This window comes from Desulfallas thermosapovorans DSM 6562 (genome assembly GCF_008124625.1).
Lineage (GTDB): Bacteria > Bacillota > Desulfotomaculia > Desulfotomaculales > Desulfallaceae > Sporotomaculum > Sporotomaculum thermosapovorans.
This window is the reverse complement of sequence record NZ_VNHM01000002.1, coordinates 113,751-135,174: the sequence shown is the minus strand read 5'-3', so window position 1 is coordinate 135,174 and position 21,424 is coordinate 113,751. Positions and strand designations below refer to the sequence as shown.

Annotated in this window: 25 protein-coding genes; 6 read left to right on the top strand and 19 right to left on the bottom strand. The window is 49.1% G+C overall.

From position 1 onward, the window contains the following. Positions 1–28: 28 nt before the first annotated feature. The 4 genes from LX24_RS02505 to LX24_RS02490 form a co-directional block, all read right to left on the bottom strand. Entirely contained in the window at positions 29–1,060 is a 1,032-nt protein-coding gene (locus LX24_RS02505; RefSeq protein ID WP_166510563.1) for a uroporphyrinogen decarboxylase/cobalamine-independent methonine synthase family protein, read from the bottom strand. Positions 1,061–1,192: 132 nt separating this feature from the next. Then, on the bottom strand, positions 1,193–2,080 hold the full coding sequence (locus tag LX24_RS02500) for an MBL fold metallo-hydrolase (protein ID WP_166510562.1): 888 nt from the start codon (positions 2,078–2,080) through the stop codon (positions 1,193–1,195). Positions 2,081–2,178: 98 nt separating this feature from the next. Beyond that, on the bottom strand, positions 2,179–3,330 hold the full coding sequence (locus LX24_RS02495; protein WP_166510561.1) for a Nif3-like dinuclear metal center hexameric protein: 1,152 nt from the start codon (positions 3,328–3,330) through the stop codon (positions 2,179–2,181). Continuing rightward, entirely contained in the window at positions 3,324–4,013 is a 690-nt protein-coding gene (locus LX24_RS02490) for a tRNA (adenine(22)-N(1))-methyltransferase (protein WP_166510560.1), read from the bottom strand. Before LX24_RS02490 ends, LX24_RS02495 begins: the two co-directional genes overlap by 7 nt. A gap of 406 nt (positions 4,014–4,419) precedes the next feature. Here LX24_RS02490 and LX24_RS02485 point away from each other — a divergent pair, with 406 nt between their 5' ends. Then, positions 4,420–4,860: a universal stress protein gene (locus LX24_RS02485; protein WP_166510559.1), complete on the top strand. Its 441-nt coding sequence runs from the start codon at positions 4,420–4,422 to the stop codon at positions 4,858–4,860. A gap of 47 nt (positions 4,861–4,907) precedes the next feature. Here the strand turns inward: LX24_RS02485 and LX24_RS02480 are convergent, their stop codons facing one another. The 5 genes from LX24_RS02480 to LX24_RS02455 all read right to left on the bottom strand — a co-directional run bounded on the left by LX24_RS02480 (position 4,908) and on the right by LX24_RS02455 (position 9,524). Beyond that, on the bottom strand, positions 4,908–5,390 hold the full coding sequence (locus LX24_RS02480; protein ID WP_166510558.1) for a hydrogenase maturation protease: 483 nt from the start codon (positions 5,388–5,390) through the stop codon (positions 4,908–4,910). 122 nt (positions 5,391–5,512) lie between these two features. Continuing rightward, positions 5,513–6,133 carry a cytochrome b/b6 domain-containing protein gene (locus tag LX24_RS02470; RefSeq protein ID WP_166510556.1) on the bottom strand — a complete coding sequence of 207 codons (621 nt, stop codon included), beginning with the start codon at positions 6,131–6,133 and terminating at the stop codon, positions 5,513–5,515. 56 nt (positions 6,134–6,189) lie between these two features. Further along, positions 6,190–6,633: a demethoxyubiquinone hydroxylase family protein gene (locus LX24_RS02465; RefSeq protein WP_166510702.1), complete on the bottom strand. Its 444-nt coding sequence runs from the start codon at positions 6,631–6,633 to the stop codon at positions 6,190–6,192. 223 nt (positions 6,634–6,856) lie between these two features. Next, positions 6,857–8,305, bottom strand: a complete 1,449-nt coding sequence (locus tag LX24_RS02460; RefSeq protein WP_166510555.1) for a nickel-dependent hydrogenase large subunit — start codon at positions 8,303–8,305, stop codon at positions 6,857–6,859. An 88-nt stretch (positions 8,306–8,393) separates the two neighbouring features. Further along, a complete protein-coding gene (locus LX24_RS02455) occupies positions 8,394–9,524 on the bottom strand; it encodes a hydrogenase small subunit (protein ID WP_166510701.1) in 1,131 nt (376 codons plus the stop codon). Positions 9,525–9,777: 253 nt separating this feature from the next. Here LX24_RS02455 and LX24_RS02450 point away from each other — a divergent pair, with 253 nt between their 5' ends. The 5 genes from LX24_RS02450 (at position 9,778) to LX24_RS02430 (ending at position 14,871) form a co-directional block, all read left to right on the top strand. Further along, positions 9,778–11,409, top strand: coding sequence for a spore germination protein (locus LX24_RS02450; protein WP_166510554.1), 1,632 nt, complete (start codon positions 9,778–9,780; stop codon positions 11,407–11,409). A gap of 12 nt (positions 11,410–11,421) precedes the next feature. Then, positions 11,422–12,519 (top strand): GerAB/ArcD/ProY family transporter, encoded by a 1,098-nt coding sequence (locus tag LX24_RS02445; protein WP_166510553.1) that lies wholly within the window; start codon positions 11,422–11,424, stop codon positions 12,517–12,519. After that, positions 12,516–13,745: a Ger(x)C family spore germination protein gene (locus LX24_RS02440; protein WP_166510552.1), complete on the top strand. Its 1,230-nt coding sequence runs from the start codon at positions 12,516–12,518 to the stop codon at positions 13,743–13,745. Before LX24_RS02445 ends, LX24_RS02440 begins: the two co-directional genes overlap by 4 nt. 22 nt (positions 13,746–13,767) lie before the next feature. Continuing rightward, positions 13,768–13,986 (top strand): hypothetical protein, encoded by a 219-nt coding sequence (locus LX24_RS02435; RefSeq protein WP_166510551.1) that lies wholly within the window; start codon positions 13,768–13,770, stop codon positions 13,984–13,986. 258 nt (positions 13,987–14,244) lie between these two features. Next, entirely contained in the window at positions 14,245–14,871 is a 627-nt protein-coding gene (locus LX24_RS02430; RefSeq protein ID WP_166510550.1) for a flavodoxin family protein, read from the top strand. A gap of 60 nt (positions 14,872–14,931) precedes the next feature. Here the strand turns inward: LX24_RS02430 and LX24_RS02425 are convergent, their stop codons facing one another. From LX24_RS02425 to LX24_RS02380, 10 genes are all read right to left on the bottom strand, one after another. Then, the gene (locus tag LX24_RS02425; protein WP_166510549.1) at positions 14,932–15,402 is read right to left on the bottom strand and encodes a YhcN/YlaJ family sporulation lipoprotein; all 471 of its coding nucleotides are present in this window, start codon (positions 15,400–15,402) and stop codon (positions 14,932–14,934) included. A gap of 99 nt (positions 15,403–15,501) precedes the next feature. Further along, positions 15,502–15,855: a stage V sporulation protein AE gene (gene spoVAE / locus LX24_RS02420; RefSeq protein ID WP_166510548.1), complete on the bottom strand. Its 354-nt coding sequence runs from the start codon at positions 15,853–15,855 to the stop codon at positions 15,502–15,504. 15 nt (positions 15,856–15,870) lie between these two features. Beyond that, positions 15,871–16,884: a stage V sporulation protein AD gene (gene spoVAD / locus LX24_RS02415; protein WP_166510547.1), complete on the bottom strand. Its 1,014-nt coding sequence runs from the start codon at positions 16,882–16,884 to the stop codon at positions 15,871–15,873. A gap of 4 nt (positions 16,885–16,888) precedes the next feature. Then, the gene (gene spoVAC, locus LX24_RS02410; protein ID WP_166510546.1) at positions 16,889–17,368 is read right to left on the bottom strand and encodes a stage V sporulation protein AC; all 480 of its coding nucleotides are present in this window, start codon (positions 17,366–17,368) and stop codon (positions 16,889–16,891) included. A gap of 27 nt (positions 17,369–17,395) precedes the next feature. Next, positions 17,396–18,256: a DUF421 domain-containing protein gene (locus LX24_RS02405; protein WP_166510545.1), complete on the bottom strand. Its 861-nt coding sequence runs from the start codon at positions 18,254–18,256 to the stop codon at positions 17,396–17,398. Positions 18,257–18,304: 48 nt separating this feature from the next. Then, positions 18,305–18,511 carry a DUF1657 domain-containing protein gene (locus tag LX24_RS02400; protein WP_166510544.1) on the bottom strand — a complete coding sequence of 69 codons (207 nt, stop codon included), beginning with the start codon at positions 18,509–18,511 and terminating at the stop codon, positions 18,305–18,307. A gap of 110 nt (positions 18,512–18,621) precedes the next feature. Then, entirely contained in the window at positions 18,622–18,828 is a 207-nt protein-coding gene (locus tag LX24_RS02395) for a DUF1657 domain-containing protein (RefSeq protein ID WP_166510543.1), read from the bottom strand. Positions 18,829–18,931: 103 nt separating this feature from the next. After that, complete coding sequence (locus LX24_RS02390) at positions 18,932–19,645, bottom strand: YetF domain-containing protein (RefSeq protein WP_166510542.1); 714 nt, start codon at positions 19,643–19,645, stop codon at positions 18,932–18,934. A gap of 284 nt (positions 19,646–19,929) precedes the next feature. Beyond that, on the bottom strand, positions 19,930–20,553 hold the full coding sequence (locus LX24_RS02385; protein ID WP_243131594.1) for a superoxide dismutase: 624 nt from the start codon (positions 20,551–20,553) through the stop codon (positions 19,930–19,932). Between the two features lie 138 nt (positions 20,554–20,691). Next, a complete protein-coding gene (locus LX24_RS02380) occupies positions 20,692–21,375 on the bottom strand; it encodes a response regulator transcription factor (protein ID WP_166510540.1) in 684 nt (227 codons plus the stop codon). Between the last annotated feature and the right edge of the window lie 49 nt (positions 21,376–21,424).

Below are 21,424 nucleotides of genomic sequence, written 5' to 3'. Positions count from 1 at the left end.
CAAATCGCCTGTTTAACAGTTACCTTTGTTATGTCAAACCGTATTTTTGCCTCAACTGCCGGGATATCCGGTTAACGGATTGAAAAGCTCTTTCCACTGTGACGGCACCATCGGAATTAACCAGGCAGCAGCGGGCCGGCGCCAGCCAGGCCCGGTCCAAAATGAGCTCCAGTGGTATGCCCCGGCTCGACAGGTACTTCCAGTAGTCCTCCAACCTGCCTGCCAGCATATCCACACTTTCGCCATCCAACTCTTCGGTGAGGGTGGGCACTATGCCCCAGGAAATTATGGCCCCACGCTCCAAAAAGGATTTTATTTCATCAACATAACGGGTAAAGATGTGCCCGTTGCCGTATATATCCACGGATAATATATCCAAATCAAGTCCGCTCAGTAAAAACGACCAGTCGGGATTACCGCACAAGTGTACACCCCGGGGACCCTCCAGGGTATCCAGAAAGGCCGCAAAATCTCTTTTAGCCAGGTCGCTGGCATAACCGGTGAAGGACCCGAATAGTATTTCCAGTCCCGGTTCATCCACCCACACAAAGGGCACCGGGTGCACATCAAGCAACTGGCGGTATTGAACATTTATTTTCCGGGCGATAAAATCAAACATAAATGAACGTATTTCGTCATTATAAATAATGGGTTTCATATTTTCATCGGTGATTTTAAGCCCGAAACTGATGGGGCCGATATTTTGCCCGCGCACCACCGCATACCCGCTCAAATCCTGTGTTAAAAACGCTCTAAAGGCGGCGGAATAGGCATCGGAGAGCATAAAAGTGCTCTCATCATCGCTATTTACAGCATATATGCCTAATTCCTCATAAAAAGAGTTTGTATCCAGCCATAATTTTCTCTTTTGTTCATCCAGCCTGATCCCGGGAAAATTTTCGCTTACCTGCACATACATATCTTCATAAAAACTATACCGGGGGAGTTGCGGCCAGAAAGGGATATCTACAGTTAAGGCAACTTGCATGGCAGCGGTTATCTCTTTATGGGGTAATATGCCCATGGCTGTGGTCATACAATTACCCGGCAGTTTTATCATAATATGCCACCTCCTGTGATTTTCCCAGTCCCCTTACAGGAAACCACTGTTTTGCCACATTATATTTAATTCAGATGCCCTGAACCATAACCTGGCTAACTGTTTAACCGTGATTTTGATCACAGCGGTTGTTCATTCCACACCAAAGGTTTCCTTCACCCGCCGGACCAGCAAGTTGCAACAAAGCCGAATATTTTGCACCGAGTATATGCGCAAGTTACCGGTATAATAATGATTAAACAATTGACCAGCCACCGCCTGCTCATCCAATCCCCTTTGCAGCAGAACGATAATCTTTTCCCGCACCCTTTCCGCCTCGGTGCGGGCCAGAGCCCAGAATTCCCGCACCTGTTTCGGTCCCTGGATAATTTGCTCATGTGCACCGGCCAGTATCCGTACCGGTAGATCAGCAAGGCGATTAATAGTATTAATATATTTTTCGTAACTTTCAAAAAATATAGGAAACAGGTGTTTATCATCAATGGGGAAACCCGCGCAATCAGAGCTGAACAGCACTTCCCCTTCGGGTTGATAGGCCACTATACTACAAGGGCTGTGTCCCGGGGCGTGGTAAAATTGCAAGTTCACCACGGGGGCAATTTCCCAGCACGCCCCGTCTTCGATAACCTCGTCCACATCAATGGATGATGCGGCAGTAGCAGGTGCTCCCGTTAAAAATCCCTCATTGTGCAACACCCGGGTCATGGCAGCGTCCTCGGCAAAGAAGTGGTTCACCACTCTGGAGCGCTGCAGCACCTCCCGGGCTGTGGCCGATGCTGCCACCCGCGCGCCGGGGAACAACCGTCGCAATCCGGGGATACCGCACACATGATCAAAATGGGCATGCATGATTACCAGATGACTGACTGTCCCTTTTGCAACACCGCTTTGCACCTGGCCGGCCACGGTCGGCACTACGGCGCTGACCGCGCCCTCCAGCCATACCGCCGGGCCGGCACCCACAGCGTAAATATGAAAGTGCCGGTTGCCCAGCACGGTTACCTGTTCTGTTAGACGCACTCCGCCCCCACCTTTCCAGTTCACTTACCGGTACCGGTAAATACCTTGAAATTTAACCTTTAACTTTAAAGCATTGGCGTTGAGCTTTTAATAAAAACTCAACAACCGGCACCAGAGCCCAATTGGCACCAGGGTTCAGCTTCACAAGCGGCTATACTTATATCCACCGCCAGGCCGGCACCGGCCAGGCCCGTGGTCAAGTGATTGTGCAGCACAGGTAATATTACCCGTTCGGTGGCAAAGTGGCCAGCATCGATAAAACACATACCAGCCGCCAGCATATCCCGGGCGGCGTGGTAACGCACGTCGCCGGTGACCAGCACATCGGCCCCCTTTTGCCGGGCCAGGGGCCAAAAATCGCCACCGGATCCCCCGCACACGGCCACATATTGTACAGCTCTGTTTGAAGCCCCACCGTAACGCAAACAGCCCGCCTGCAGCACCTTCTGCACTTTAGCGGCAAAATCCGCCAGCGCAACCGGTTCGGCCAGGCGCCCTATCCGGCCCAAACCCCGGGCCGCACCCTTGTTTTCCAGGGGGTACAAATCATAGGCCACCTCTTCATAAGGATGCGCCTTAAGCATGGCCTGAACCACCCCACTGATATCCTCCTGTTTAACAATAGTTTCTATTCGCACTTCTTCCACTTGCTCCAGTCTACCGGTGGTGCCGATAAACGGGTTGGTCCCTTCGCCGGGGCAAAATGTACCGGTGCCCGCAATATTAAAAGTGCAGTGGCTATAATTGCCGATATACCCCGCCCCTGCCTGGCCCAATGCCTCCCGCACCACACCGGCATGGGTAACGGGCACAAACACCACCAGCTTGGTTAGTCGCTGGTATTGTACCGGGTGCAACACTTCGGTTTGCTTCAGTTCCAATGCCCGGGCCAGCACATCGTTAACCCCGCCGCGGGCGCTGTCCAGGTTGGTGTGAGCAGCATAAACCCCGATACCGGCCCGGATAAGCCGGAATACCAGGTCACCCGCCGGGCTGTCCCGGCGTACGTTCTTAATACCCTTGAGAAACATGGGATGGTGGCTGATGATTAATTGGACCCCCTGCCGTTCGGCCTCCTCCACCACCTCCGGGGTCACATCCAACGCCAGCAGCACCCTTTGTACCACTGCATCAGGGTCACCCACCTGCCAGCCACTGTTATCCCATTCCTCCGCCAACTGCGGCGGGGCCAGTCGTTCCATCACCCGCACCAGATCCCCGGCCGTTACCACTTTAGCCCGGTCTACCAACTTTCCAGCACCTCCCTGATTTTACGGGCCTCTTGTCTTAACACTTTAGCACGGTTATTTGCCCCCACGCTTCGGGCCCGTTTTATTTCTTGCAGAATCGTATTGATTTCTATTATCCTTCTTTTTAAAAATTCCTTTAGCACTGGATCCTTTTTCTCCAACAAACGCGGCCCCACTTCCAGCACAAAGCTGTCCGCAGGCCTTTCCATGCCCGGCTCAGCAACAATGATCACATAGTAATGCCCGTCCTCGGTAACCATATCCTCGTCCACCAACCGCCAGCCATTGCCCGTCAACCACCGGCGCACCTCAGGTATATCCCGCATGGGTTGAATAATCAAGCGCCGCACCTGCTGTAAAACTGATCGGCCTTGCTCAAAAATGTCACAAACTGTTTTGCCACCCATACCCGCCACCACCAGCACATTAACTTCACCGGGTTTTAATATTTGAAGGCCGTCCCCCATGCGCAGGTCAATATACTTTTCCAAACCACTGTCCCGAACGGTTAGCAAGGCCCCTTCAAATGGCCCATAATTAATGTCACCGGCCACTACCCGGGCTGATATACCCTGCCGGACCAAATAAACGGGTAAATAAGCATGGTCAGTGCCAATATCCGCCACCGCCGCGCCCACCGGCACATGCCGGGCCACTGCGGCCAGCCGTTTTGATAATTCCATTGCGCTAACTCCTTCCGTAACTTGCCTGTATTATTATTATAGCCCATTATGCCCACGAGGAAAGTGAGCCCAAATTAGTTTCACCCACCATTCAACTTGTTTACCCGCCGGCCGGTACTTATTTTGGTTTTAACAGTGCACTAATGAATGATTACTATTTCACAAGCCCTAAATTGAAGAAAATCCATGTAATAACCGTAACAAAGCAATTAAACGGTCATTATCAAGTTTTACCCGCTACCCCGGCGATAAATGACCAAGTGAAACTTTCGACATACTCCATATGCCGGATAAACTGCAAAAAAGTCAAAACAGCCGCAATTCGTTGAACAACGGCGTCTGAGAGCGTATCATGTGACTATAAGAAAGACCCCATTAAATAATAAATTATAAGGAGGTTATAAATATGACCCGTATGTTGCTGGCTATTAACGGTGCTCAATACTCGACCCAGGCGGTAAATAAAGCGATATGGTTATCAAAAATGGAAGGTGCACAGCTGGATGTTCTTTATGTAAATCCTACGTGCAATCAAATGTACCCCGATGTCCCCGGGCTTTGTTTCTGGATGCCGGATTACGAGTACAAAATGGTTGCCGAAAGATTGAGGAACAAAGTTCTTGACAATGATATCATCCCCCTCTTCAGGGAAGCGGGTCTTGAACCCAAGATTATTGTTTCCAGCCGGGACCAGGATGAAAAGATTAAAGAAATGAGCACTGAACACCAGTACGATAAAATATTCATTGCCAGCCCGTCAAAGTATTGCCGCAAGCAAGGCCAGGGATGGCTGTGGTTTAAAAACAAGCTGCAGGAAATCCCCTCCGGAACCGTCTGCTTAATTTAATAACCCCCTTCTATCATAAGGAAGGGGGTTATCATTCCAATAGGGGTTCAGCTTGAGCACGAATACCGCATGCACAGTTCCTTTATAATTTTTAACACCAAAGGTACCCTGGCCTCTATCTCAGGAGATAATTCAAGGGCAAAGGAGATCTCTTTGGGTTCCACGCCAATAATGGTAACTTCCGGTTTAATTCCATAGTGGGCGGCCAGCTTCAGCGCATCCAGAAAGTGTAACTCGTGGTCTATTTGAATACCGGGTTTAGCTTCGACTTCATTTGTCCCTGTGCTTAGTTGGTCCGGGACCACCATATAAACAGCCCCCGGCGGCCCGCCCCCTTGCATGCTGTCCACGGCAATCACATGCCGGCATTCCTTTAACAAATACCAGTAATTCCATAACCCGCCCCCCGCATCAACGGCCTGTACTCCCGGTGGCAAACCTTTTTTACTTAACTCCTGTACCACCCTGGGTCCGATACCGTCATCCTTTAATAAGACATTACCCAGCCCTATCACGGCAATATGCTTCACTTACATTTTTCACCACCGCAACAAACATCCACAAATATAGTTTTGCTTGATCAAGCATGTTGGCTACCGCCATCAAATCCCGTGCAGTAATACCGGTGGCAAACCTAACCATCACCTGCCCCCTACTTGGGTCTAAAATAACCGGTGACAATTGATTTCAGTTTTTCCAGGCTATCGGTAAAGGCAAAATATAAATGTCCCACCACTATGCCCGATAAGGCTATTGCAGCCAAATAATGCACCAGGCGGGTATTTTGCAGCCCACCGAACAAGCGACTCAAGGCCTGAAGCTTGCCTGTGGAATAAAGGGCCGCTCCGGTTAACAACTGTGTTGCAAATAATATGGCCATCTGGGAAAACAACAATTTTTGCCCCGGGTTATACTTGGGAAAGTAGGGCTTCTTCTTTTTTAAAAACATCTCATAAGCAAAGAACCCCGGACTGGCAGCTATATCCCGGGTGCCGGGAAACAGTTTGCGATAATCCCGATTGGCCACAGCGTAATACAGCCGGGATAAAAAATAAAAACCGAAAAAGTACTGAGCCGTAAAATGCACTTTCCTTGCTTTATCCATACTGCGAAAGCCATATGCACCGGCAGGTTTATGGATATAAAAACCGCTGGCCGCCAGTAAAAAGAAAGACGGCGCCAGGACCCAGTGCAATAGCCTAGCGGTTCGGTTATGCCGGGGGGTTTTAATGCCCTTCAATCGCAAACCCAGTAAATTATTAGTAAATTTCATACTTACCGCTCCAGTAGTGAATTATGTGAACCAGGTTCTCCGGCAAAATTAAAACTTTAGCGTTCAAGTTCTTTTAACTTATTCGCAAACCAGGCGGCATGAAGGTCCTCGTCTATCAGATTGTCCCATAAAACATCAAACAGCCGCTTATCGTTTCCCACCTGCATGATCATATTTTTATAATCCTGCATGGCTTTTTCTTCCAGGGTGATATCCATTTTAAGCATCATGCGCGGTCCCAACAGACCACTAAATGTACCGGCGGCTTTCCCCAGGAGAGGCGAAACAACGTCACCCAAACTGGTAGGCTTCCCCCCCCGCCTTTTAATCTCCTCGGCCAAGTTATCCACGTGTTGTTGTTCGATCATGGCTATCCTGGCAAAGGATTTAGCCAGGTAAATATCTTTCACCGCATGGGCCTGGGCTGTGTATAAATCCACCTGGTTCAGTTCCAGGCTGTAAAACCAGTTTAATTTAGAAATAATTGTCTCCTCGTCCATTTGCCCCCGGCCATAAAACCCGGTGAGTCCTTTTTGTTCCAAACATGAAGTTTGTTGCTCTTGCTCACCCGCCGGTTCCCATTGACCGGGCTTGCACTCCTTTCGGTTTACGCTTATATACCGGTCATGCTGTTAACATACCTGGCTTACCATATATAATTACCTGATTTACACCGTAGTATTTATCTCAACCGGCTATTACGGGTAATGTTTTGGCGAAGGCTTATACAGGAATAATAAACTCCCGCAATGATTTACCCGGCGCGATCACATGGGTGGCACAGGCTGAGCAGGGGTCAAAAGCGCGCACCACCCGGCTTATTTCGATGGGTTCGTTTTCATCCGCCACCGGGGTGTTTAAAAGGGCCTGTTCCATCGGCCCGGGCTGCCCCCCGGCATCCCGGGGGGACATGTTCCACGCTGTGGGAGTAATAATTTGATAACCGGCAATGCGCCCCTTTTCAATACGCAGCCAGTGCCCCAGGGGACCGCGCATAGCACCGGTCAAACCCACCCCGGTTGCTTTTTGGGGGATTTTAAACGGTTTATACACCGGTTCTCCGGGACGTAATTCCTCCAGCCAACCCTCCATTAATTGACCCACCTTTTGGGTTTCCAGCACCCGGGCCATGATCCGGTCCATTGTGGAAACGCCGTGGCGGTAATCACCCCTCACCCAGAGCCGGGCCAGGGAACCCCCCTCCACTGCTCTGCCCTTATACCGGGGTGCTTTCACCCAAGTATAGGCCCCTTGTTTTTCCCGGTCGGGCAATGCCTGCTTATTTTGCATACCTTTACCATACAGGTTCCCGGCGACACCGTAATCCCCGCCGGGCTGTCCCACCCCACCAATGTACCAGGCATGGCTTACATCTTCCCTGATCGCCTGCAAGTCCACCTGGTACAACTGCCCGTCCAGCACAGCCCCGAAGGGGAAATATCTTTCCCGGTCATATTGGTCCCGGGGAAATATACCAAATACAAGCATATCGGCATTTCGCCCGCCGATGGAATAGTAATCGTCATAAACCCCGGCCAGGGTATGGGCATCGGGTATCATGCGGTTGGCAATAAAATCATTTATTTTTTGCAACTTGGAACGAAAATTCATAACCACGTCAGCCGCAGGTGCCACAGTACTGCCCCCGGCCAAAATGCTGTGCGGGAAAGGTGCTTTGGCACCGAACAGGGCAACCATTTCATGGGCCAGCCGGGCGATTTCCAGTGCTTCATAATAGTTATTTAACATAGCTTCGTTAACCCGGCTGGGAAGCCTGAAGTCCTTTTTGTAACCGGGTACAAAGGGTGGCAGGTTGGGGCCTCGCACGTAATCGGGCAAACTCAAAAGATAAAAATGCCGGATATGGTTTTGCAGTAGATCGGCACCCAGAATTAAATTGCGTAATATATTGCCGTTGTGGGGCGGGCGCACCCCGGCAGCATCTTCAAGGGCAAAAGCCGCCGCCGTGCCATGGGCGGAGGAGCAAATGCCGCACACCCGTTCAGTAAGATAACTGGCATCCCGGGGATCCCTGCCCCGCAGGATTAACTCAAAGCCCCGAAAAAACTGTACGCTACATTTAGCCTCCACCACTTTTCCACCATCCACCGTAACTTCAACCACAAAGGGGCTATTAGCTCTGGTTACTGGATTGATAGTAATTTTTTTCATAGATGACTGTTGCCCCCTTTTTTATTTAATACACAGCTTGTAATTTACATCTTACGGAAAGCGGCAGAATCAATCTTCTCCGGTTAAATCAATTCTTTTTCTTTAACTTGAATTTAATGCCGTCCACCAGCTTTTGGGCCGGCGTGGTCTGCAACACCTGCAGGCCAAGTTTTGGGGGCGCCAGGCCTTTCTTGATGGTTTTGGCCAGCCGGCCCTTTTTAATTCTGACCGCCAGGTGACTACCAATGCCCAGGGCTGCCAAAGTACCGGTTATTGCTCCGATGCGGTCGGCGTTGACAGTAATTTGGGGCAGGTGGATATCCGGTAGATGCTCGAAAAAGGGCATGGTGTGCTCCGGAAACTCGGGGTTTACACAACCTATACAGGGAGTGTTGGCCTTAACAGGCCAGTTAACGTGTTCCCCGTTCCACTGGCGGTACGGGCAATCCGCAAAGGTGACCGGACCCTTACAACCGACTTTGTACATGCACCAGGGCTCCCCCAGTTGAGCGGCAAATATACCGCTGTCGAAATAGTGCCGGCGCTGGCACAGATTATGAATTGTTTCCCCGTAAAACAGTGTAGGGCGATTATATTCGTCCAGTTCGGGTTCACCATACCATACCAGGTGGGCCAGGGTGCCCACAATCCAGCCCGGGTTAACCGGGCAGCCCGGTACATTGATCACCCGCCGGTCCAGTATCCCCTGCACACTTTTACCCCGGGAGGGATTGGGATGAGCGGCATAAGGCCCCCCAAAGGCGGCGCAGGTACCCACCGCCACCACATGACCTGCCGCCGCGCCCAGTTCCCGCACCGCCTCCAGAGCCGTGTACGGCTTCCCGTTACGGTGACCCACTACACAGTAAAGGCCGCCGGAACGGGTCGGCACCGTGCCTTCCACAATCAATAAATACTCACCGGCATGTTTGGCCAGGGTGTCCTCCAGCACGCCCGTGCTCATATCCCCTTCGGCAGTCATGACAAAGTGGTTGTAGCGGAAGTCTATCAAATTCGTGATCATAGCCCGGTAACCGGGATCCAAAGAGTTTAAAAAGGATATACTGTCCCCGGCACAGGTATTTGTGCCCAGCCAGAGTACCGGAGGACGCTTTTTTTTATCCCCGGCCAGTAAACCACCCACCAGCTGGTTAGTGGTTTTTTTTACGTCCATGCCGCTTTTACCGATAATTTTTATAAAGTCTTTTATTTTCATCATCAGCACCTAAGACAATCTTTCCCAAAACATTCATAAATATAAGTTCTGTTTTATTTTGCTGTGTTAGCCATCCATCTATGATATGCCGGCTGTGATATAACGGTGGCAATCTTTGAAAAAAATTCATAGTTAAGCCAATAACTGCACACAATAAGGTTACCGGTTCTATTCAACAACCACCGGCAGATAGGCATGCTAAAACCATAAATCCCCGCTGGGAAGTGGTTAAACAATGTATACAAGGAGTTTTACTATGGCGGCTTTTTTTAGCAAAATCCGGCGACCCCGCCGTTTGAACGCGGCCAAAAAACCGGGCCAGCCAGGCCATCAGAATAGCCGGCCCGGCAATTCCGGCCAGGGTTACCCGGGTCTGACTTTAAGTACCGGTATAGAAGATAATCTGCGCAATTTAAAAGAGATTTTCAGCAACTGCGACGACATAGTTATGCGTGAGTTTTTATTTGCCCAGCGGGAGCAAATAAAGCTTGCATTAATTTATATTGACGGCTTGACCGATAAAAATCTGGTCAGCGATCAAATTATGCGGGCGCTATCCCTGGAGGTACCTGTGGCCACCAATAAAACGGCCATTACCAAAGAAAATGCCTGGCACTATATTAAAATGCGCGGCCTTTGCGCGCACCAGATACAGGAAACACAGCAGCCTGAAGAATTAATTAATGCGATTTTATCCGGAGACTGTGTGTTACTGGTGGACGGCCACGCCAGGGCACTGATCATAGGCAGCAGGGCATGGGCGGCCCGTTCCATTGGGGAATCCAAAACTGAAACAGTGATACGGGGACCCCGGGAGTCATTTGTGGAGACACTGCGCACCAATACGTCTATGCTGAGGCGTAAAATTAAAAACCCCAATTTAAAAATTGAAACATTGCAGTTGGGGGAAGTAACCAAAACCGATATCGCCGTTATATATCTCAAGGGAATCGCAAAACAAGAATTGGTACAGGAGGTAAAAAAGCGACTGGCGGGCATTAAAATCGACGCGGTACTGGAATCAGGTTATATAGAAGAACTGATCCAGGATCACCCCTACTCGGTATTTCCCACCCTGGCCCACACCGACCGCCCTGACCGGGTTGCCGCCCATTTATTGGAGGGCCGGGTGGCCATTATGGTGGACGGCACGCCGGTGGTGCTGGTGGCACCTTACTTATTTATTGAAACCATCCAAACGCCGGAGGACTATTATGAACGTTCATTTTTCATGTCCGGTGTGCGGATGCTGCGCATATTTTGCCTGCTGATCGCTTTGACCCTGCCCTCCTTTTATATTGCCATTGTTTCATTTCACCATGAAATGCTGCCCACGCCGCTGCTATTAAGTATCGCAGCCCAGCGGGAAGCGGTACCCTTCCCGGTATTCGCGGAGGCGTTAATAATGGAATTAGCCTTTGAAATTATCCGGGAAGCCGGCATCCGCCTGCCCCGGGACGTGGGACAAGCAGTAAGTCTCGTCGCCGCGCTGATTATCGGCCAAGCCGCGGTACAGGCGGGTTTGGTGGCCGGGGCCACCATTATTGTTGTGGCATTGACGGCCATGGCCTCGTTCACAGTATATTACAGCAGTAGTATCACTTTCAGGCTGTTAAGGTTTCCTCTGATGTTTCTGGGCGCCTCCTTTGGATTGTTCGGCTTAGTAGCAGGTATCATTGTCATAGTGGTACACATGGCCAGTTTGCGTTCTTTCGGGGTTCCCTACCTGGCACCGCTGGGTCCCATCATCGCAGAAAATTTAAAAGACACGGCAATACGGGTACCCTGGTGGGCCATGAATAAACGCCCGTATTTCACCGGGCAAAACAACCCGCGGCGGGAGGCACCGGGTATGAAATCACCCTCTCCGCAGCCTAACAATGAATAGGTGGTGAAACAGTTGCTGGAGAGAGACCGAATCAGCGGCGGACAGGCTGTGTTGCTGAATATCACCATGATCATCGCCACGGCCATGCTCGGTGCCCCGGCCATTGCCGCCACCCATGCCCGGCAGGACGCCTGGCTGTCCATGCTGCTGGCTACACTGCTGGCATTGCCCATTGCCCTGGTTACTGTCAAACTGGGCACTTTATTCCCCCAAAAAACGCTGGTGGAATACACCGGTGACATACTGGGTAAATGGCCCGGTAAGCTTATTGGCCTGTTATACTTGTTGTGGTTTATCCAAATCTGCGCGGTGATGATCAGGGAATATGGCAACTTTCTGGTTGATGTATTCCTACCCGAAACCCCTTTGATCGCTATTAACATCATTGGGGCAGCCCTGGCTGCTTACACCGTTAAGAAAGGCCTCGAAGTTCTGGTCCGGGTAAATCAAATTTTTTTACCGCTGATATTAATTTCAGTCGTATTAATATTTTTACTAGCCCTGCCGGAAATGCGCATCGAAAGGTTCCTGCCGGCATTTGAAACGGGTGCGGTGGATATTTTCCGGGGTGCCGTCGCTCCCTTGGCCTGGATGGGGGAGATCAGCACCTTTGCCATGTTGATTCCTTTTTTGACCCGAACCGGACAAGCACCGCGCATCGCTATAATTACCATACCCCTGGTGGGGCTGTTTTTTACCCTGCTGACGGTGGCCAGCATAGCCGTGTTTGGACCCAACATCGCCAATATGAACTTCCCCGTGTTAAATACCGCCCGGGTAATTAACATAGCCAACTTTATTGACCGCCCGGAACCACTGGTTATGACCATCTGGGTAACCGGGGGACTGCTCAAAATATCAATTTTTTATTATGTTATCGTGCTGGGGTCCGCGCAGTGGCTGGCCCTTAAAGATTACCGCCCCCTGGTGCTGCCCGTGGGGGTGATACTGGCGGCCCTTTCCATGGCAATGGCCGATAATATACTGGAGATAAGTCATTTCATTGCCTACATCTGGCCACCATATGCACTGATAACATTTGAATTGGGTATACCGGTGCTCCTGCTGACCATCGCACTGCTTAGAAAACAGGGAGGAAACAAAAGTTGATTAAAAAAGCTCTCTGCCTGCTGTTGACAATAAGCCTCATTCTTCCCCTGGTGGGCTGCTGGAACCGCAAAGAATTAAGTGAACTGGCCATAGTACTGGCCGCGGGTTTGGACAGTACTCCCCAGGGTAATATCGTGCTTACGATACAAATAGCCAGACCCAACGCCTTTGGCAGCGCCCAGGGCGGCCAACAGCCCGGTGGGGGAGGGCAACAAAACAATGTCTGGGTGCTTTCCCAGGAGGGTGAAACAGTCATGGATGCCATCAGGTACCTGGAAACCAAGGTTTCCCGTCATATTTACTGGGGCCATACCGTGATACTTGTTATAGGAGAGCAGTTGGCTAAAGAAGGTATACGCAAAGCCATAAACTTCTTTTCCCGCTCCCCATTCAGCCGGGAAACCATCTGGGTCATGGTGGCCAGAGGGCAGGCCCGGGATGTTTTAAACAGCCATTCACAACTGGAAAACACCTCGGCTCAATCCGCCGGGCGCATGATCCGGGCAGGTGCGGGTATGTCGGTTATGTTGAAGGACTTAAGCATGATGCTGGCCAGCAAAGGCACAAACCCGGTACTTCCCCGTATAGAACTAACCCCGTCCGGTACACCCCAGGGACCCGAGATGGCCGAAAATATCCCGGAGGCCGAAATCAACGGGCAAGAAAGATATAAAATTCATGCCGAAGCCACCCTTACCGGCACGGCGGTATTTGATGATGATCGGCTGGTGGGCTGGCTGAATGTTCATGAAACCAGAGGTCTGCTGTGGCTTTTGGACCAAATAACCGTCGGGGAAATTACCGTGCCATCACCCGTCGAACCGGATAAAAAAATATCTATTGATATTACCCGGGGTAACACCCGGGTGGAGCCCTTTTATGACGGTCAAGACATTTGGTTTGACGTGCACATGGACCTGAACGGAGCTCTTTGGGAACAGCAATCCACGGAGGAATTGACCGATGAGCAAATTTTTGCCGCCATAGAAAAAAGCACGGCTCGCATTATTGAAGCCTGCGCCCGGTCCGTCATAGAAAAGGCCAAGTACGATTACGGAGTAGACATATTTGGCTTCGGGGAGGCCTTTCATAGAAAATATAAAGATGCCTGGCCGGCGCTGGAAGGCAATTGGAATGAGGCATTTGTCAATGCTGGCATCAATATTAAAGCAGAGGCAACTATCCGGCGCACCGGCCTGGTCACCAACAGAATTTCTAAAGAATAAAAGGAAAAACCGGAGGAAGAAAATGGTCTTCTTATTGATGCTAGCTTTCTTTATTATCACAGGTCTGGAAGTGCCGGGCCTGGTGCGCAAAAAAATGTGGCGCGAGTTAACTGCCTTTTCTGTGCTTTTGGTATTCGGCATGGCCCTTAGCATACCACAAGCGCTGGGCATGACCATCCCCAACCCCAATGCATATATCGAAATAATCTTTAAACCGTTGGTCCAGTGGTTGCAAAAATAGTTGTTTAATTTCCGACCGATAAAGGCATCATATTAGATTTTTATGCAAAATTGTCAGGTATTTGACTGAAATTGTTTATATTTTGGGTAAAATATAAACATAAGTGTTAACAATCCCTTCTCCTAATTACCCTTTTTAATACTCCCTAATCAGCGCCCCGGTCACGGGGCGTTTTTGCTTTTCCCGACCCCAGGTGCTTATTAATATGATATAATAATTTTGAAAAGTCGCAATAAACACACAAGGGGGAATTGATCTATGAACATTATTGGCATTAACGGAAGTCACCGCAAAGGGAAAAACACCGCCGCCCTATTAAATGCCGTGCTGGGCGAGGCGGCCGCCCTGGGCGCCACCACTGAACTGCTGGAGCTATCGGATTATAATATCAAGCTTTGTCTATCCTGCAATAAGTGCCTGGGCCGGGCCCAGTGTTCCATCACCGATGACGACATGGCCATTATCGGAGAAAAAATGCTGGCCGCAGACGGTATTGTCCTGGGCTCGCCGGTATACTGGTCCAACGTAACTACACTGATGAAAAATCTGATGGATCGCTCCCGCTATATGCATATGACCCAAAATATGTTGGCCGGAAAGGTGGGCGCCGCCGTTACCAACGCGGGACTGCGCAATGGCGGCCAGGAAGCGGCACTGCGTATTATGGAATATTTTCTTACCGCCCAGGGATTACTGGTGGTGGATGCCCGGGCCCAAAACGCCCCCATTGTATCAGCCGGTGTAGCCGGATCTTTGCTGGCAGACTTTAAAGATGGGAAAGTGGTCTGGCGTAAAAGCGTGGAAGAAGACGAAGCCACCATGCTGGCTGCACGGCAGCTGGGCCGAAATATGGTGGAATTAATTAAATCCTTGTCTAGTAAATAAGGGTCCTGCTTGATTGCCAGCGGCTTTGCATTGATAAATGGGACCGCCGGCCGTGTTTTATTAGCCATTCATGTCTTCAATAATAACATTGAATTTATCTTTAACCTGCGCCGGCAAGTTACCTTGCGGCGTGTTTTTTATTTCCCCGGCCAATTTCTGTAGCTGGGCAAAAAGCTTTTTATCAGTGGTTACATGTACATCATACTCCGGGGCTATGCCCTTGACCCGGCTGTGTAAATCCTGCCTGATACCCTTTAAATGCAAGCGATCAAAACCGGTAACCTTTACAGCTACGGCTATCTGGTCATTCATCACCAGGGCCGTGCTCTCTTTCACACCCTGCACCGTACCGGCGGTCTTTTCCACTTGCTCCTTTAACTCATTATTAATATAGGCCTGTCCTTCAACCTGACCTGTTTGCGGTTGCGGCTTTCTCTGGGGGGTTTCAACTGTGACACAACCAGTTACCAAGCATATAGCTATGATCCATATCATTGAAAATAAAGTAGCAGCTTTTGTCAGCTTATTCATTTGGTCACCCTTCTTATCACCTTGTCAGTCTTATGCCATCCCTTTCTACTATCCACCTGCGTTATTCAAGTAATTATATCCCCGGCCCTTTTATGTTTATCACCCCTTGGGTCTCACCAGCAATGCCGCCATGAAGCCGAAAATAATGGCCGCCGATATACCCGCGCTGGTTACTTCAAAAATACCTGTAATAATACCCACCAGCCCCGTCTGTTCAGCTTCGGCCAGCGCCCCGCTAACCAGTGAGTTGCCAAAACTGGTAATGGGTACGGTAGCCCCGGCACCGGCAAAATCAATCAGCGGCTGGTAGAGATCCAAACCTGCCAGAACAGCACCAGCCACCACCATACTGCTGATGGTATGGGCCGGAGTAAGTCTACCAACATCCATTAACAACTGCCCCACCACACAAATAAGGCCACCCACAACAAAAGCCCAAAAATATGTTTCCAAAAAACCCACCTCCCCTTAATGGCCGGATACAATGGAAACGGCATGTGCTATACAGGGAATGCTTTCCTTCTGCTGGTAGGATAACGGAGACAAAAGGGCACCGGTGGCTACAATCAATACCTTGCCCAGTTCTCCTCTTTTCATCCGGTTCAATATATGCCCGTAAGTAACGGCGGCGGAACAGCCACATCCACTGCCACCGGCCAAAACCTCGGGTTGCTGCTCGGGGCCGTAAATTAACAGACCGCAGTCTGTAAATATATCGGCGGGTATATCAATGTTATGTTTTTTTAGTAAATCACCGGCAATTTCATATCCCACCCGCCCCAGGTCGCCGGTGGCAATAAGATCATATTCCCGGGGGTCAATGCGCAAATCCCTGATGTGGGCGGTAATGGTATCTACTGCCGCCGGGGCCATGGCAGCACCCATGTTATACGGATCGCTGATCCCCATATCCACTATTCTACCGATGGTTGCACAATCAACCCTGGGACCTTCCCCTTCGGCCGCCAGTAGTGCAACCCCGGCTGCCGTGGCTGTCCACTGGGCTGTGGGAGGTTTCTGGGCACCGTATTCATTGGGATAGCGGAATTGTTTTTCCACCGCCGCATTGTGACTTACTGTACCGCATAGCACATTATTACCTGCCTTGCTGTTAACAATCAATGCACCCAAAGCCAGGCTCTCCATAGAGGTTGAACAGGCGCCGTATAGCCCGATAAAAGGCATCGCCATTGTCCGGGCGGCAAAACTACTGGAGATAATTTGATTCAGCAAATCCCCGGCCAGAAAAAACTGAATATCCTGTTTTTGCAATCCAGCCTTTTCAATAGCTTTTTCACAAGCTTCTTCCAGCATTTTCTTTTGTGCCTTTTCGTAACTATCCTGCCCCAGCCACAGGTCGCCGTGCAAAATATCAAAATCACCGGCCAAAGGCCCCCTGGCCTCAAAAGGCCCCACCACGGTAGCCGTAGACAGGATAGCAGGCTGGTTCTCAAACACCCAGGTCTGGTGACCGCGCTGCATATATTCAGGCTCCTCCCAACATGGACAATATTGTTCTGACCAGGGCAATAACGAAGGCGGCAAAAACACCAAAAACAATTACTGAACCGGCCAGCTTGAACATTTTTCCCCCTACTCCCAGTACAAATCCTTCGCTACGGTGTTCAATGGCCGCCGAAGCCATGGAATTGGCAAAACCCGTCACAGGTACCGCCGTCCCGGCCCCCGCCCACTGGGCGATATGATCATATATACCCAGTGATGTCAATATTACCGATAGTAATATCATCACTGCTACAGTGGGGTTACCCACTGTTTTTTCGGTAAAATCAAAGTTCCACAGGAAAAAGTCCGAAACCCCCTGGGCAATGATACATATTATACCGCCCGCTATAAATGCCCTTACCATATTTTTTAAAACCGGTCTCCCGGGTTCCCTGGCTTTGGCCAAAGACTGGTATTCCTGCTGTACTGAGGTCATTTTCTTTTTCTGCTTGTTGGACATAGCCATGCACCCCCAATGCAACCAATACTATCTTTTTAGCAAAGGTTCCAACTCATGTACGACATCAGCCAGTACTGCCGCTGAATTGGTATACATCTCTTTAGCCGGCTTGTCTTTGGTGCCTAAAGCATATAACTCACAATCCGCCTGGCATTTTTTCAGGGTGGCCCAGGCAAGCTCTTTGGTTTTCGGCTTGGGCAGTTGGATAGCATCGTCAAACAAATCCAGGTAAAGCTGGCCGGTGGAGTCCACCTGTCCGATAAATACATTTTCCGGGGCCACGCCCGCCTTCTCCAACTCGGTGTGCAGCCAATTTCTGTTCAGTCCCGCAGCGGTGAGGGGCTCATCCATGATAACACCATCCATGATAACGGTTTGCGGTACACTTTCCATGCCCACAGCAAGACCGGCGGTTTTGGGGGTAACGGGCTGTTGATCTTTTCTAAGCAGCACGCTGACTTCACCGGTGGGTTCCAGCACGGCAAATTCCACATCGGCCACTTTAAAGGCATTCTTTTTCCTCAGCTGGCTCAATAAATCCTCGGGAGTAAACCGGGCTTCCATTAATTTATCTTCCAATACTTTACCGTGGTTAATAAGTACCGTTTCTTTACCCTGAACAATATCCCTCACCGTTTTATATTTTATTGCCAGCAAGTATATCAAGGCCGGCAGTACAGTCCATACCAGCAGGGCCAACACACCGTGCACCGGGTTCGGTACCAGGTTTAGAGACGTGGCGGCAACAATTCCACCAATGACAATGGCGGTGATTAAATCAAAAAAAGTCAGCCGGGACGTTTGTCTTTTGCCGATTAAACGAGTTAAAAACAAAGTTATTATGAATAAGCCGGCGGAGCGCAGTAAAACCTCCCACCAAACGACCATGCTGTTAACTCCTTATGATAATTTTTTATAAATACACCCTTAAAATCTTTAAAAGCCTTTGTACTGTGGTTCCTCAAATTCCAAAACACCCAACCTGTTTTCCAGATCCTTAATAACCCCTTCCAGTCGTACTATATTTTTTTGCAGTACTTGTTTAGCCTGCTGGTTTGATTCAATGGAGGCGAAACTTTCCAAAGTGGCCCTGGTGCCCTTCAGGCTGGCAATTGTTTGCTTAACCTGACTGCTTACGGTCATAAATATCACCCCCTGTATGCTTATTTTGCATAATAGTGGCGTTTTTATACCCGGGCTAAATATAGATGACAGACAGATGGAAAAACCGGATCAAATGATCCGGCTTCACTCTAAAATCCTTTATATTGGGGCTCCTGCTGCTCAATTTCGTTTATTCTGGGTTCCAGGCTATCCACAATGGCCTGGGTCTGTTGGGCCGCTTTGGTATAAAGATCCTTAGCCTGCTGGTTCTGGGTCTGCATGGCAAACATCTCCAGACTGGCCTGGGCGCTTTTCAGGCTGGCCAGGGTTTGTTTGACCTGGGTGCCAACTGTCATCCGGGGTACCTCCCTTTAATAATTTGTTTTTCACAATTTAATGTTGCCCATAAACTGACATTTATATCCGGAAAACATTTGAAAACCAATATAATACGGCTTATTAGTGCGGTTTGTTTTCAGGATTAGCGTTTATTAAATCAACGTACAAATTACCGCTGGTGTCCAGTTGGGCAATGCTAACCTGGCTAATGTCCGTTACACCATGCTCCCCCTGTAGTTTTTTTACAATCCAGTCTTTACTGAGGCTAATTTCTTTCAACCTGTTTTCAATTAATACCCCATCCTGAACCACAGTGGTGGGCAGTCCCTGGTACGAAGTGCCGATGTTTAAATCTGCCGGAGTAACCGGGTTCAACTGGCTTTTTCTTTGTACTGTAAGGTCACCGTTAGTTTCAAATACGGCATTTTCGACATCACCGATATTGAAAATGTCTTTTTCCCGGAGCATTAACATCAGATCATCCAAGTTAAGCCTCTGCCTGGCCAAAGCTTCTTCATCAATTTTACCGTTTTGAATTACAACCACCGGCTCACCCTCGATGATTTTACGTGCGGGTACCGATTTTAACACCAAAATGCCCGTTAGATAGGGTAAGATCGCCCAAACAGCCATCCCCAGCAATCCAGGCAAAAATGGATCCATGGGCGTGGTGGTTAAAGTGGCAGCTATGGACCCGATGGTAATACCCACCACATATTCAAAATAGGTAAGTTGGGAAATTTGCTCCCGACCATTCATCCGGGCAAATACTAAAAGGAAGATAAAGGAAAAAAGCGCCCGCAGCGGTATTTCAATATACGGATTAATAACCACCCCTCCTAATATTGATTTGGGTTACCCAACCGGGGGAAGCTTTAAGAGATTGTTCGAAAAGCAAGCGCAAAATCTATTTATAATCTTTACTATAGCTGGTCCTTGCAATGTTAACGCAGGTGCCTTTCAACACCTGGCACCAAAGCCCACTTTTTGAATAAACTTTTTAATAATTTATTATATCCAGCCTGCTTATTTATATTTTCTAACAACCCGGGTTATATTCAAAAAAAACCACCCGGCTTTTTACCGGGCGGCTAAGCACCAATAAACAAGATCTAACACTATACCTTTTCCTTCCAAACAGCCACTATTTTATATATCTCCCCGGCTGTGTCAAAGTTATAATTTACATTACCCCAGTCGATGTTATTAACAAATCTGGTAATATATTCCTTTTTGTCCGATTTATAATCCATTTGAAAGGCATGCTCGTAAATATCCAGGACCAACAGGGGGAAGGTCAGCCAAATCGCTTCGGCGTTATCATCAGCAATATAGTTTGACAACTTCCCTTCACACAGGTCAAATACAAGCATTACCCAACCCCGGGAACCCAAACCCAAAGCTATGAATTGTTCCAACCATTCCTCCAGTGAACCGAAATCCCGGATCATCATATTGACAAGTCCCGGAGAAGGTTGAGTTTGCCCCGCTCCCAGGGAAGCAAAATAGTTATTATGCAGCACAACGGAGTTCATGACCTGTGCTTCTTCTTTTTTCAGTACCCGCAACATATTAAATGCCAAAACGTTGTATGATGTATCAGCTTTGAGCAACCGGGCCCTTATTTCCCGCAGTCTGAACCGGTAAGCATTAAAGTGGGCGTTGTAATGGTGCTCTAGTTGTTCAGCGGATATTGGACCACGCTTTGTATCACTGACAGGGCTGCCCAGTTTTTCATTCACCAAGTATATTTACCCCCAAGACTTGTTTCCATCCCATAATAACAAATAATAATTAAACGTTATTTAATTAATTATTAAAAAATCATTACAAATATATATCGTTGTTCGATAATTATGCTTATTGAAGGTGTCAGGATATCAACCGGTAAATTTGTATCCCGTACCCCATACTGTTTTTATATATACCGGATTTGATGGATCACTTTCAATTTTTCCCCGCAATCTACGAATGTGCACATTAACAGTGTTGTCGTCCCCCGGGTAGGTATTGTCCCAGATACATTTAAGAAGGTGCGGCTTGATAAATACCTGGTTGGGGTGGGAGGCCATCAGCCACAGCAGTTCAAATTCCTTGGGCGTCAGGCTAATTGACCGGTCTTCAATTTGCACCAACCTTTGATCATAATCAATAACCAATTTACCATACTTGAGCACCTTTGCTTTGTGTTTGGCAGCAGCAACGCTGCGCCTCAGTACCGCCTTGATACGCAGCGCCAGTTCCACGGGACTAAAGGGTTTAACCTGGTAATCATCTACTCCCAGGCGAAAACCCACCACCCTGTCCACTTCATCACCACGGGCAGATAAAATAATCACCGGCGCATCGGTAAATTCCTTTAATTTTTGCAAAGTTTCAAAGCCATCCATACCGGGCATCATTAAATCCAGTACAATGAGATCGGGTTGTTTTTCCCGGGCCGACTGCAATGCTTCAAAGCCGCTGGCAGCACAAATAACTTCAAAACCCTCCCTGAGCAAAGAATGTCGCAATATTTTCAACACCTTGGGGTCATCATCCACGGCCATTATCTTATAGCGCAAATTTTCGCCTCCTTACAAGCGCCTCCTCCCTAAGGCCCAAAATGTATGT

What these genes read in the sequence shown, in the direction of transcription:
- LX24_RS02505 (WP_166510563.1), bottom strand. Translation starts at nt 1,060, where the DNA reads ATGATAAAACTGCCGGGTAATTGTATGACCACAGCCATGGGCATATTA.
- LX24_RS02490 (WP_166510560.1), bottom strand. Translation starts at nt 4,013, where the DNA reads ATGGAATTATCAAAACGGCTGGCCGCAGTGGCCCGGCATGTGCCGGTG.
- LX24_RS02485 (WP_166510559.1), top strand. Translation starts at nt 4,420, where the DNA reads ATGACCCGTATGTTGCTGGCTATTAACGGTGCTCAATACTCGACCCAG.
- LX24_RS02470 (WP_166510556.1), bottom strand. Translation starts at nt 6,133, where the DNA reads ATGAAATTTACTAATAATTTACTGGGTTTGCGATTGAAGGGCATTAAA.
- LX24_RS02465 (WP_166510702.1), bottom strand. Translation starts at nt 6,633, where the DNA reads ATGGACGAGGAGACAATTATTTCTAAATTAAACTGGTTTTACAGCCTG.
- LX24_RS02460 (WP_166510555.1), bottom strand. Translation starts at nt 8,305, where the DNA reads ATGAAAAAAATTACTATCAATCCAGTAACCAGAGCTAATAGCCCCTTT.
- LX24_RS02455 (WP_166510701.1), bottom strand. Translation starts at nt 9,524, where the DNA reads ATGATGAAAATAAAAGACTTTATAAAAATTATCGGTAAAAGCGGCATG.
- LX24_RS02450 (WP_166510554.1), top strand. Translation starts at nt 9,778, where the DNA reads ATGGCGGCTTTTTTTAGCAAAATCCGGCGACCCCGCCGTTTGAACGCG.
- LX24_RS02435 (WP_166510551.1), top strand. Translation starts at nt 13,768, where the DNA reads ATGGTCTTCTTATTGATGCTAGCTTTCTTTATTATCACAGGTCTGGAA.
- LX24_RS02430 (WP_166510550.1), top strand. Translation starts at nt 14,245, where the DNA reads ATGAACATTATTGGCATTAACGGAAGTCACCGCAAAGGGAAAAACACC.
- LX24_RS02425 (WP_166510549.1), bottom strand. Translation starts at nt 15,402, where the DNA reads ATGAATAAGCTGACAAAAGCTGCTACTTTATTTTCAATGATATGGATC.
- spoVAD (WP_166510547.1), bottom strand. Translation starts at nt 16,884, where the DNA reads ATGCAGCGCGGTCACCAGACCTGGGTGTTTGAGAACCAGCCTGCTATC.
- spoVAC (WP_166510546.1), bottom strand. Translation starts at nt 17,368, where the DNA reads ATGTCCAACAAGCAGAAAAAGAAAATGACCTCAGTACAGCAGGAATAC.
- LX24_RS02405 (WP_166510545.1), bottom strand. Translation starts at nt 18,256, where the DNA reads ATGGTCGTTTGGTGGGAGGTTTTACTGCGCTCCGCCGGCTTATTCATA.
- LX24_RS02400 (WP_166510544.1), bottom strand. Translation starts at nt 18,511, where the DNA reads ATGACCGTAAGCAGTCAGGTTAAGCAAACAATTGCCAGCCTGAAGGGC.
- LX24_RS02395 (WP_166510543.1), bottom strand. Translation starts at nt 18,828, where the DNA reads ATGACAGTTGGCACCCAGGTCAAACAAACCCTGGCCAGCCTGAAAAGC.